The following is a 12957-nucleotide window of genomic DNA, read 5'->3' on the forward strand; positions in this document are numbered from 1 at the left end:
AGTTTATAGTATCTATTGGTGAACATTGATACTATTTTTTTTGTCTTGTATCTTGTTTGAGTCAATTATGGATTACACCTTAGAATATTTGAAACACATGGATTGGGAGCGTATCGCTTTTTCTCTATTTTTGATCTTTTTGGGATATTTTCTTGCAAAGAAAATGAGTCATTTGGTTGAGAAAATCATTGAAAATCGATTCTCAAAACATCATGCAATGCTGTCAAGCCGTGTGGTTTTTTACGGTTTGTTTTTGCTGTTTTCAGTTTCCGCATTACATGAAATGGGATTTAAACTAACCATATTGCTGAGTACTGCAGGTTTGTTTACTGTCGCATTGAGTTTTGCCTCGCAAACGGCAGCTTCCAACCTTATTAGCGGTGTTTTCCTGTTATTTGAACGTCCTTTTCAAGTGGGGGATGTCATTTCCATTAAAGACATTAAAGGGACAGTAGAAACAATTGACTGGTTATCAACCAAAATCAAAACCAAAGATAATCGTTTGATCCGCATCCCTAATGAAGGTTTAATTAAATCAGAAATTACTAATTTAAGTACTTATCCCCAAAAACGTGATGAAATAGTGCTCCGAATTGCTGCGGTACATGATGTCAATACGATTAAATCGTTACTCTATAGAATTTGTCAGGAGTGCAACTATATTTTACCAAACCCCAGTACTCAAATTTTATTAACGCAAATGATTGATGGGGGCGGTATTGAGCTCAAAATATTGTATTGGTCAAAAAGCGATTTAGCGATGGTACGTGACGAAGTACTTTCTGCAGTGAAAACAACATTTGAGCGAGAAGCAATCACTTTTGTTAATGAACGCGTGTTTATGACGCCTATTCCTTCTTCATCATTACCACAGCCTTTATAGGTGGAGCTGTTTACAATACGACTGTTGGTAAACATGCTTTAGTTTTATGTCTGACGCACATATTACCTGTCACTGCTCTTGCGGGCGAGGGCGGACTTGCCATTTCCTTAGCTTGAGATCCGTTAGACAAGAGGGGTGTATGCTGCGTTTTGAGCACACCGCATTGTGCCTCAAGCAAGCAGACCCTTGCATGGTGAAATGAAGCTTAAATTTTGATTATTTATTTCCTGATTGTTTTTTGTTCAGGATTCATTTCATTTTATCCAGATCACAAATTCAAAGCCACTTGCGAGTCACGCATACTAGGTGTATGTTGAATATGAAGGGATTGTAAGTTGGGAGTTGAAATGGAATCAACGATCGAAATTGTAGGCTATATTGCCTGTTGTTTGGTTTTAGTGACGTTTTATGTCAAAAGGATTTTGACATTACGTCTTGTCGCAATCTGCTCTAATGTAGCATTTATTCTGTATGCTCTTGGGAGTACTCTCTATCCGATTTTTGTTCTACATGCTTTATTATTACCTTTGAACTTATATCGGATTTTTGAAATCAAGAGAGGCACATTACACTCTTAATCATGTTTTCAGAAGAGCCGGTGCTCTTCTGAAAACGATGTAAATAGCTCTAATAAATGGTTAAGAAAATGTAAATAATAGTTGCAAGAGTCAAAAGAGATACGGGCTATTTGCTATCATAAAAGCTGGATCATGATGACCGTGATCGATGGAGGAATATGCCTGATTTAACGTACTCAGATAGTAGCAAGTTTATGCTGCAAGCTCTATCGCCTGTGCCAAACAGTATCGAAATGAGCAAACAGAAAGCGCCCAAGAGCAGGCCTCTGGATTTGCTATCAAATGAGGAATTAATTGCGCATGATGCAATTGCAATTTGCTTGTTTGATCTAGAAGAAATGATGGAGTTTTTATTATTTAGCGATGACAGTGAGCAAAACGCAAAAACAATTCGTCCTAAGCCCAGTCTTTTATTGTACAATGAAAAAGATATTCAAGAGATTATTCAAATCCTGAAGTTGGCGCTTGAGCAATTCAAAATTGCTTTAGAAAAAAAGGGTGTACCTGTAGACAATTTCACGGTAACTCTGAATAACAATGAGTTAATTGTTAGTCAGGCTTTTATTAAAGAACTTATCAGTAACAACTTGTTGCCTAAAGCATCTATCCTCACTCCAGTACTCGAAAATCAACCCCCGCGTTTAACTCCTTTTACTACAACACCAACCCCCACAATTCGTAGCAAAAAGGAAGAGGAACACGATGAGGTAGAGAATACCTCAGGAGTGGATAGCATCTTTAATCCATCTCCGTTTTCTTTTTCATTGACCAAGCTTTTCGGTAGATCCTAGTAGCTGCAGTTAATCGTACCTCTAAATTCCCAGGTGCCGCTGTGTTAACCCAGACTACAAAACTAATCCGGGTTACAAAACATTCAGGTTGTGTTTATTTATTTTTTTGCTCATGTTCAATGAGCCATTTTTTTCGTGCAATTCCTCCACCATAACCGCCGAGCTCTCCACTGGATGTGATGATGCGGTGACAAGGGACAATAATACAAAGTGAGTTTGCACCATTAGCATTAGCTACGGCTCTATATGCGGTTGGTTTGCCTAATGTTTGTGCTTGTTCTGCATAACTTCTGGTTTCCCCATAGGGAATAAGTGTCAAAGCATCCCAAGCCATTTTTTGAAAGGGACTACCCAGCATATGTATTGGCGTATTAAATTTTTTTAGATTTCCCACAAAATAAGCTTTGATCTCTTCTTCAATAGAACGCAGTGGCGAAGCCTCTCCTGGGATAATGGCTGCTTTCATTTTATTTCTCAGCCGCTCCACTTCACGCTCGAGCCCCCTTCTATCTACGAATTCCAAAAGATATAACGCTTCTTCATCTGCTACTGCAAGCATTGGTCCTAAAGGTGAGTCAAACCAAGAAGCTTTTAAAACGGTATGATGTTTGTCTCGTTGTGAAGGGGCTGCACCCATTATTTTAGAAAAAGCATCACGAAAACCACTACCTGATCCGTATCCAACATTAACTTGTGCTTCAATCACTATTTTACCCTCGCGAATTTGCTTCATGGCAATACCCATTCTTCTTGCACGTGCATATGCAACAAAGGTTATTCCAAAGCGTTTTTTAAATTGTCTACGTGCTGTTGATGTATCAACTCCTAATTCTGCAAAGTCTTTGTCTTTCCATCTCTTTTCAGGATTAGCTTCTACCGCCGCAACTAATTTTTGAATTAAATGCGATGCCTGATTAGGGTAGGACAAGGGTTTGCAGCGCGCACATGGTCTATATGAAGCAAGAAGTGCTTCTTGCACCGTATGAAAGAATTCACAATTTTCAAATTTAGGTTTTCTTGCAGGGCAAGTTGGTCGACAAAATATTCCAGTCGATGTAACTCCCACATAAAATACACCTTCATATTTGGAGTTTTTAGCAAGTAATGCTTGGTAATATTCTTTCTTTACTGAATTAGTTAACATGAATCACTCAATCAGTTGTTCCATTAGTTTTACTATAGTGTTTTTTAAAAAAAGTGCGGCCGAAATTCAGGCATTGAATTAAAATAGGAATTCCCAATTATAGCCTGGGTGTGGGTAAGCCGTAACCCGAGTTTCCGGACATCAAGGCACTTCTTTTCCCAGGTTTCCGCTTACACTGAACCCAGGTTACAAAATACTGATTTGTTTTGTATTAAGTGACATTAAGGCCACTATAACAAGTCGGTTTTTTTATCTCCCCTTGTATGGGCATGATAATTTGGACCATACCACAGCGATCTGTTCTATAAAAGGGGATATTCAAGGAATTCATGCTTGTCAACGTTTGAGCATGCGGGAAGTGAAAACGATTGTCAAAACCTAAAGAAGCGATGGCATAGCGTGGGGCAACCTCCAGCAAAAATCGATAAGAAGAGGATGTTTTACTGCCATGATGTGGAACAATTAAAACGTCCGATGCGAGTGCGTCTCCATAAGTTTTTATTAAATAATCTTCGGCTATTTTCTCAATATCGCCAGTTAAGAGCACCGTTGCAGTTTCTGTACTGATTTGCAAAATGCATGAATTGTTATTCTTATTCTTAAAGTGAGTTTTGATTGGCAGGAAGCGAAAATCTACGCCATCCCAATTCCACTGAGGATAATCATGGCATCGTTGACCATGCTTATAATAATGAGGCTCATTGACTAGTAGCTGCGCTACGTATATTCCATTCTCTAGCGAGTTGAGTCCACCTCGATGATCTTTATCTGGATGGCTAATGACTACAGTATCAATTTGTTTGACTCCTAAGGTTTTGAGATAAGGCAAAATCACCATTTTTCCTAAATCATTTCCTTGAAAAAATCGATCTCCCGTATCATAAATCAGGACATGTTTTTGGGTTCGTACGACAACGGATAGACCTTGGCCAACATCCAGAATGTCAATCATTGCCTCTCCGGGCGGGCGCACCGTATGAGGTGGAAAAAAGACAAGAAGTGCCCATAACCATGCAACCCATTGAAAAGGTTTGATTGGTAATAAAACCCACATTAATAGCACTCCCATCAGGATGAGCACCAGTTCAATACTAGGAATGGACGCATCGATATTTATGCTTGCTAAATGCTCAATTAAATTTAATCCTTTAAATAGTAGGGCAATCAATAAGGACAAAAGTTTCATGAGTAGGCTTGCAATATTCCAAGAGCAGAGGGTCATCGTGCATAATGCTAAGGGAACAATCAGTAGGCCCACTAAAGGAATAGCGAATAGGTTTGCAATAAATCCATTGATTGAACCATAGGAATACCAGTAAAGAGTTAAAGGCATAAGCCCAATTAAGCAACTCAGTTGTAAGGCTAAATTTCCTTTATATCCTTTTAATCGCCAGCGTTGTTGGGTTAAAAGCAAACAGGCAACAGCCAGAAAGGAAAAATAAAAACCTTGCATGAATACTGCATGGGGCTCAATACATAAAACGCCAAACAACGCATAACGCCATATCTGCCATGCAGAGAAGCGTTGTTTTCCTATACGGTAGATTGTATAAAAGAAACACCCGATTAACGCTCTTTGTACTGGCGGGGCAAATCCTGCTAAAAAGGAGTAGAATACTGCCGCTATAAGTCCAGCTATACTGGCTATATAAGGTGCTGGAATGAGCAAGCAGTAGCGGGCACTTCTGCACCATAGCCAACGAACTAGCCAATAAATCATTCCCGAAATCAGCGCAATATGCTCCCCTGAAATTCCAAATAAATGGGTTGTGCCGGTGCGTCTAAATAAATCCCAATGTTCCTGGCTAATATGGTTCGTTAAATTTAAAGTTAATGCTTCAACAATTCCAGCGGTGGATTGATTTGGCGCTAATTGAGTGAGCTTATTGCTTAAATGTTCACGCAATTGCAGCCAACTCAACCCTGAGGGAGATTCAGCAAGTAGTTTATTGTCTTTAGGGAAAATATAACCGGTCCAAAAGATATGACGTGCAGCAAGCGTACTCACGTAATCCATGCTTCCGGGGTTAAGATAGTTTCGTGGTCTTTTCAATTTGACCGTGAATTGCCAGCGTTGCCCTGAATGCAATTTAGGGGCATTGTTATACCAGGATAATTGAATTAAACCTTGTGCAGGGCGATGATTGTATTGCTCAAGGGCTAATAAAAACTGTGTTTTGCTAAAGTCTTGGTTGGGAATTGAGACAATAGTTCCTACTATACTGACCTTTGGTATTACCTCAATAGCGCTTGTTGATACGGTGCTCGAATCCTCATGTACTGATGTGTACACTCTGGTTTTGTGCTCTACACCTCCTGATATTTGTTTTTCCGCAGCGAATTTCGAAAAAGGTCTAAGGTTTGTTATTCCTTTGGGAAAAACAAAGGATTGATGCAGTCCAGCCAAGAGGACACCGAAAATAAAAAACAAAATTATGGAGTATTTAGGGCTGAGATAAAAAATCAGTAGACCGATTATTGGTAAGGAATAATGTGAGGTATATAGATAGAGAATGCCTATAAAAAAGCAAAAAATTTCCATTTTATTTTAAGTTGGACTGTCCGTTGAGATGGATAGTAGAGAATTGAGTTTTCTTTGTAAAGCAAATTTTGAGACTTGAGTTATTGGCGTTTTACACTGGTCTCCAGCATTCCTTAAACTCATGGCGAGCTATTTTCTTCAGTATTTATTGGATGATTATGTTGGATTCCAGCAAATAGTTTGTGCTGTGCCTGATGAGTCTGCTGCAGTTTTTGCATTGGCTTGATCCACTGCCATACTTGCGCAGGTTGTATCTTCAGTTTGGCTACCTATTGGTGTCGCTGTCAACGTATATGAGGTTGGGCCCAGATTCGTGAGAGTAATACTGTAGAACCCTTGCGCCGATGTTTGCGGAAATGTTGGGAGTGATGCACAGGCAGCATTATAGGCGAAGTTCTGTGAGTAACATCGTTCAAGAGTAATTTGATCTTGTGCCAAGGTAGATATTGCATCTGAGCGACGCGATTTTAGCAAGAAACTAACGTAATAAGGATATGCTATGGTAGCTAGGATGGCCATAATAAGTACGGCCATCATTAATTCAATTAGGGTGAAGCCTTTTGTTCGTGTTTGATTCATTTTTTGCATCCTTATTGCAGTTGCCACCATCCAGTTTTTCTTTGCGTACTATTGGGATTCAAGATGGTCGACTGACTGCCATTGGCTTGGGTAATCAGCAGAACGACATAATTACTTTGATTCGATACAACAGTTGGTGCATTCGCAAAGTTATTGGACAATTGAACGCCTACAACGCCCGAGTATAAATACTGATTATTGGCAGAGCCATTGGCACTAACACCAGTAATTTGTGCGTTAGGAAATGATCCTCCTGTCTTGAAGTTGAGTTCAAGCAACATAGCAGAAAAGCCGGTACTACATGATTGTGGTGGTGTGTTTAATGTGGTGATGAATGCACCATTGAATATTGTGGGATTTGTAACAATCCGTTGTCCGGAGGTAATCATATCAGTATACCATCCAAATTTATTATTCCAGTTAACTGGGGTAGAGGATGCGGTGACCACGGGCACGGATAACCCGGAAGTTGCAGTTGAAACTAAATTCAGAGTTTGTTGTTGAAGATTAGTACGTGTATAAGTAGTACTCGATTGTGGTTTATCTAAAACACCGTAAATAGTTTGGGTTTGAGTATTGAGCAGATCAGCAGTCTGTAGTAATTGTCCTGTACCAAACATAGCAAACAATCCGGGGATGCGTGGGAAGTTGGGGTTAAGGGTTATTACGGGTGCCGTAGTAATGGGTTGGGCTGTGCCTGAAGAGTCTTTTGCTTGAAATAACAAGCGTACAGTCCAATTGGCAGGGTTTGGGTCACTCACATTTACGGACCACATATTCCCTTGTAAATCTCCTGCATAGACATTAGTTATGGGAACCCCTTGAAAGCCATTCTGGTTTGCCACCGCGACAGAGGATAATCCTTGAGGTGTTGACGTGCTGCAGGCGCCTGATACAGCGGTGCACAGATTGATTTTACTGATCAGTGCACCTGTTTGTGGATTGATAGCATACAGTACGGCAGTATTATTAGGGTTGTTGTAACCATTACCAAAAAAGACTGCAAAAGTTGCTGGTGTGGTGCCACTCGAACTAATTTGAGCGATCTGAGGTTGGCTGTAACCAAGGCCCATATCCCCATCAGTAAACTCCCAAAGTACGGTGTTCGCCAAGTTTGTTTCATTAACAACGCTGGCTGGATTGGTAATATCCAATCCAAAAATACTGTTGCCTCCTCCATTTTCACTACTAACCAGAATCGTATGCCAGGTGCTATCAGAAAATTGCACATCGGCTGATTGAGGTGAACCATCCACATAAAACCGATGGCTTAAGTTGTAAAGCGGGCTAGTAAGGTAGACAAGATTATTGAATACCCCATTGGGAATAAAAGCAAATACCTCTTGCCCATTTACTGCATTAAATGCGTGTAACATTCCATCGTTCGCGCCAACATAAACCATTGGCGTACGATTTGCTTGTGCTTGAGCAAATGAAAGATAACTTGTGCTGGTATAAGGGGCTGATGGGGAGCCTACATACAGAACTTGGCTGTCTATGATATCACCAAGAATATGTGAGCGATTTCGGAAGGTTCCACCATTGTGAAGTTCTAAGGCTGTATTTCCGCGTAGATACTGTAGCCGCTGCTGGCCCAATGAATCTGAAGGTTGAAGCGCCGCTTGTTGGGTAGTGCTTATATTAGCCCATTCAAAAGGAACACCTGCGTTGGTAGTAGGGTTCCAAGTTGCAATAAATCGGCTGGTTGACCATCCTGAGCCAGCAACCAGGCTATCTAATAGTGGTTGTGCATTCCAGTTGGTAGCTCCTGTTGGAATCCCTGTTGTGGGGTTCAGGGGTAAGGCAACTAAACTTCCTGTCCAGTCAAGATAGGGAGTATCATTGGATACAAAACTTGCTTTATATTCCACACTGTTGGTGCTCAGTTGGGTAGAGCTTACCGATGCTGCAGTCGTGGTATAAGATCCATTTTGGATGGAAATCATAATCGAGTTCAGATCATTAACCAGATCGTTTGAACTGGTAGCAGGATAATAATTAGTGGTTCCTCCAGCTACAGCCATGGCAGTGAGTGTCGCTGCTGCCTGAGGGTTTAATGAGGGATTTACCCCTGCACCAAGTCCTATAACATAGGTTGGAATTCCATTTTGTTTTAGGGTTGTAATTGTACTTATTGCATCAGTTAAGGCTTGGCAATTGGTGCTTTTAAGCGAACCATCTGTATTAAAAGTTGCCGTAATACCATAACCTGTAGCGGCGGCGCTACCTAAGGGAGGCCATAGCTTACCACTAAGATCTTGGGTTGGAAGACCATCAGAAATCAAGATAACGTATTTTTTCTGAGGACAACCATTGCCACTGGTAGTGCCTAATGTTGTCAGATAAGAGTTAGCTTTTGAGAGGAGACCTGCAATAGGTGATTGTACTGCCGCAGATTTAATTTCTTTAGTTGACGTCGAATTCGTTTCAGGTTTTAAGTAAGGCGTAAATACACCAATGGCACTATTGATACTTGCTGTGGTAGGGCTTGTTCCGGCACTGGTCATGGGAACCAGAATGTTTCCTGTTGTTGCGGATTGACTGCCGTTATATCCAAAACCGCGCTGAGAATAAAGTACCTGTGGGGAAAATGGCACGAACCCTGCGTTGGTAGGGCTTGTCCCAAAACTACCAATATTAGGCAATGATTTGGAGTAAGTAATTAACACACTGCCGCTATTGTAATTGCTAATAGAAAAATTAGGTGGATAGGGGGTTGCTGGTGAGGGACCACTGTATGTAAGAAATAATCCTGGGATTCCGCTTCCCGCATAAAGCACATCATTAATTGAGGGAAAGTCGCTTGATGAGCCAATTTGCATGTATAAATTGGAAGACACTACTGAAGAACCATAAAAGCTGGCAATGGAGCTGCAATTACTTTGTACGGTAGAAGAGGCACTGGTGTAGTTGTAACAAGGATTATTGACGTAGGTATTTCCTGCAACCTGTGTACTGGTGAATGAAAAATTACCGCTTTGCGGCGACATGTAATAAACCCAGGTGTTAAATACACTGGCACCACTGATACTGTAGGTTTCCAAAGCAAAATCAGTTGATTGCATGTAGGTATTGAGAATTGCTTGAATACCTGCTTTAGCTACATTTAAACGACTGGAGCTGTTATCTACTAGTGTGCCACTTTGGTTGACAGTAAAGGGCGCTTGTCCACTACCATTTGCTGCTTGTACTGGAGGAGTAAATCCTGCGGGGACAGTATAGTTGATCGGGGAACTGGAATTGCTTAGTGAGGTTAAACCGCCAGTAAGCGATCCTGAGCCGGTCATGATGGCACCACTTAAGTCCCCATCCATTGATTCTGAATTGCCAATAGCAATTAAGATTTGTGGATGAATCGGGCTGGCTAAGATCAATGGAACTTGAGGAATATTCAAGGTAGGTTGGCTCGCCGCAATGGCAAAGGATGGCAGTAAGATGAATAACAAAGTTTTTAATCCTTTACCATAATGTCTGCTTCGTGCATCGTTCATAATCAGTTTTACCTATGGTTGTATTTGTACCGTACTTTGTAACATCACTGCGGTATTGCCATTAGCACCTAAAGCGCGCGCAGTAATTCGATATACATAAGTAGGCGTTTTCATATTTTGTCCAGGCTGAATAACCGAGGGAAGTTGTTCTATGATATAGCTTGCTTGTGTATTGGAGTAACCTTGGAAACTGGGTATTACAGATGTAGTGCTTGACCAATTAACTGTTGTCCATAATGGGGGATTATCGGGGTTTAATAGATATAAGCCATTACTATTTTTTAAAAAATCGTTGGTGTTGTAAGTTCCATTCAGTAAATTATTAATTGCATCGTTTAAGGCGCCTTCGGTTTTCTCCAAGCTTATTTCACTGTCAGTGGCATTGGCAGCGATTCGGGTTTGTGTTGTGTTTAATGACACATCGGTAAGGGCTAAAACAGTCAGCATAATAAGTAAGACCATAGTCAGTAACAGGATATAACCTTGCTCATGTCTCGCACCATTCTTCCACAAGGGTTTGCTCAATGAAACATGCTCATCCATAGAATATGTATCATTTTTGGATGAGAAAACAGGCATTGTATTTTGCGAAATAGGTTTCATGAGCTTGCATTCCTTAACGCAATATTGATTTCATATACGTGGCGAAGCCGATTATCATTTGGCACTGTAACTACCGTATCTAACACATTATATTGAGTGGTATTCTTATTGCCGGAAGAAGCTTGCCCTTCAATTAAAAAGCCCAGACGAATCGCATATACTTGGGCCCAGTTAGGAACGGCGTCGGCTGTGACATATTGAGAGATTGTGCCATTGCCTCCTATTCCATATTCGACTTTCATGACTTCAACTCCAGGAACAAGCGGTTGAATGGACCAGCCTGCCGAGGTCAGGATACCGCGCATTAATGCGCTTTGTCCGCCTTGCCCTTGTCCTACAAAAAAAGCAGTTTGCTGTAAGGGAATGAATTGTGAACCGGGTTGATAACTGACAATAAACGTAGACGTCGAATTGTCATATTCTCCAGAGCCTGCTGCATGGGAAATGGCAGTGCCTGCTATTCCAGTAATGACAAATATAGAGGACTTCACACAATCAGAGGCCGCTGCAAATTGCCCGGTTGTAAGGTTAAGTCCAGTTGTACTTTCCACCGTGAAGGAGCTGCTACTTGAATCAATAGCTGTTATTGACACTGGAAAGCTTCCTGGAGCTGCGCCAAGGACAACTAAAACATCACTGGTCTTTTCTACACTCCCTGCCAAAGATGAATCCAGGGCAGGGGTCCAATCAGCAGAGCTGCCATCATTGGCCGCATTATCCTGAGAGATCGAAATGGTTGTACCATTTAGATTATAACCGGCAATTAACGTTGGGTTGGTATTTAGTGTTCCGATAGGACTTGAACCGCCGCCATTTAAATCAGACATTGCCGTGCTGGTAGCGCCACATCCTACAAATCCAGTGGAGCGAATAATAGGTGTTACTAAGTTTGTAATAGCATTTTCTGTACTTTGAATCAGTGCTTGTGAGTTTGTTGTTTTATAGATTTGAGTTTGTGTGACATATACTTCCATTACTGCATAACTCAATAAGAGCCCTATCGCTATGGCAATCATTAATTCGACGAGCGAAAAACCTTGTTGATGTTTTGTATAAGTGTTCATAATTGACTTTGTACGCTGAGTTGAACATAGTTAGGGTTCGTTGGCGATGGATTACTGCTAGCCCCCACCAGTTTTTGTGCCAGGCTATCATCCCATTGCACGGTTACCGTAATGATTGTATTTTTTCCTGTACCAGGTGCGGGAGCAGATGTAATCGAACCGCTGCCACTAGGCAGTCTACTCACGTCAAAGCTTAACCAATACCAAGTATCATACGAAGCCAATTGAGCACTCGAACATGCTGATTGGTTGCACATTGCTCCTGGTGCGGCTGGAAGAACGGGGGCGCCGCTGCTGTTGATGTTACTGATATTGTAATTACCATTAATTGCCGCTTGAGTATTCGCGCGAATTTTATCAAATATGTCATAAATACATTGTACTGCCTGTTGTTTGGCATAACTTGAATTATTGGCTTTACTGGATAGGATTAACATACCTGCTATCCCTAACATCCCTATAGCTAAGATTACAAAAGCGATGAGGACCTCAATTAATGTCATGCCTCTTTGTTGTACTTTATATCTTCCTAAATAACTCATAAATAATCTCCATTAAGGGCATGCCAGTGCGCTGTTGTCCCAAACAGCTTGCCCAGGTGTTGCACCAGACTGGACAAATCCGGTTGCCAACACTTCCACGGAGCGTGCAAATGTTCCACCTCGACTATCACAAAATTTGAAATTACTTGGGGTGGAGGTTATACCATGAGAATCAAAACTCACACTCACAACATTTCCTGAAAGGGTGGGATCTGAGGGAGAAAATTGTTGGCTTTGTAATAAGATACTGGTTCCTATCGCAGGCTGGGTTACCACTATCCAGCCAGCGCTCCAATTCCCGCCACAAGTGGTCGATTGTACTGCGCCAAACGGGCAAACCATGACATTCATTGATTCATTAAGGGCATGGTTACGTGCGTAATTCAGTGCATTCACTAGCATATCCGTATAAGAGGTTAGACGACTGTTCATAAGCATATTACTTAAGGCTGGAAGCGCTATGACCAAAGCAACGCAAAGTACCAGTAAGGTCACCAACAGCTCAATTAAGGTAAAAGCAGCCTTTTTAACTAACATGAGTATCAGTCCCTTATAACTAGAGTAAGTCCATTATCTATTAGTTTAGGTGAAAGCGAATGAAAAGTGTAATACGTGTAGAATGGTTCCTGCAACACTCCTGAATGAAAGTCTGTTGCAATGCTACTTTCTTGGCCAAAATGCCCTCAACTGGTGCCTGATAAATTGTAGCCTAGGTGCAGCGAAGCGGAACCCGGGAGAGG

11 protein-coding genes are annotated in these 12957 nt (G+C 41.3%); 3 read left to right on the plus strand and 8 right to left on the minus strand.

All coding sequences use genetic code 11. The features are described from left to right. Positions 1-67: 67 nt before the first annotated feature. From Lste_RS01575 to Lste_RS01585, 3 genes are all read left to right on the plus strand, one after another. The gene (locus tag Lste_RS01575) at positions 68-883 is read left to right on the plus strand and encodes a mechanosensitive ion channel family protein (protein ID WP_058509336.1); all 816 of its coding nucleotides are present in this window, start codon (positions 68-70) and stop codon (positions 881-883) included. Between the two features lie 347 nt (positions 884-1230). Beyond that, positions 1231-1461, plus strand: a complete 231-nt coding sequence (locus Lste_RS01580) for a hypothetical protein (RefSeq protein ID WP_058509337.1) — start codon at positions 1231-1233, stop codon at positions 1459-1461. A gap of 158 nt (positions 1462-1619) precedes the next feature. Further along, positions 1620-2252 (plus strand): hypothetical protein, encoded by a 633-nt coding sequence (locus Lste_RS01585; RefSeq protein ID WP_058509338.1) that lies wholly within the window; start codon positions 1620-1622, stop codon positions 2250-2252. Positions 2253-2346: 94 nt separating this feature from the next. Here Lste_RS01585 and Lste_RS01590 read toward each other — a convergent pair whose 3' ends face one another. The 8 genes from Lste_RS01590 to Lste_RS01625 form a co-directional block, all read right to left on the minus strand. Next, positions 2347-3396 carry a bifunctional transcriptional activator/DNA repair enzyme AdaA gene (locus tag Lste_RS01590; RefSeq protein ID WP_058509339.1) on the minus strand — a complete coding sequence of 350 codons (1050 nt, stop codon included), beginning with the start codon at positions 3394-3396 and terminating at the stop codon, positions 2347-2349. 211 nt (positions 3397-3607) lie between these two features. Continuing rightward, positions 3608-5938 carry a DNA internalization-related competence protein ComEC/Rec2 gene (locus Lste_RS01595; RefSeq protein ID WP_058509340.1) on the minus strand — a complete coding sequence of 777 codons (2331 nt, stop codon included), beginning with the start codon at positions 5936-5938 and terminating at the stop codon, positions 3608-3610. A 156-nt stretch (positions 5939-6094) separates the two neighbouring features. Beyond that, entirely contained in the window at positions 6095-6517 is a 423-nt protein-coding gene (locus Lste_RS01600) for a type IV pilin protein (protein WP_058509508.1), read from the minus strand. An 11-nt stretch (positions 6518-6528) separates the two neighbouring features. After that, positions 6529-10008 carry a pilus assembly protein gene (locus Lste_RS01605; RefSeq protein WP_058509341.1) on the minus strand — a complete coding sequence of 1160 codons (3480 nt, stop codon included), beginning with the start codon at positions 10006-10008 and terminating at the stop codon, positions 6529-6531. A 12-nt stretch (positions 10009-10020) separates the two neighbouring features. After that, on the minus strand, positions 10021-10551 hold the full coding sequence (locus Lste_RS01610; RefSeq protein WP_193393379.1) for a pilus assembly PilX family protein: 531 nt from the start codon (positions 10549-10551) through the stop codon (positions 10021-10023). Positions 10552-10607: 56 nt separating this feature from the next. Then, positions 10608-11675: a PilW family protein gene (locus Lste_RS01615; protein WP_058509343.1), complete on the minus strand. Its 1068-nt coding sequence runs from the start codon at positions 11673-11675 to the stop codon at positions 10608-10610. Beyond that, positions 11672-12217 (minus strand): type IV pilus modification protein PilV, encoded by a 546-nt coding sequence (gene pilV, locus Lste_RS01620; protein ID WP_058509344.1) that lies wholly within the window; start codon positions 12215-12217, stop codon positions 11672-11674. Before pilV ends, Lste_RS01615 begins: the two co-directional genes overlap by 4 nt. 12 nt (positions 12218-12229) lie before the next feature. Next, positions 12230-12754: a GspH/FimT family protein gene (locus Lste_RS01625; RefSeq protein WP_058509345.1), complete on the minus strand. Its 525-nt coding sequence runs from the start codon at positions 12752-12754 to the stop codon at positions 12230-12232. Positions 12755-12957: the final 203 nt, after the last annotated feature.

The sequence above is a fragment of the Legionella steelei genome (assembly GCF_001468005.1).
Taxonomy (GTDB): Bacteria; Pseudomonadota; Gammaproteobacteria; order Legionellales; family Legionellaceae; genus Legionella; species Legionella steelei.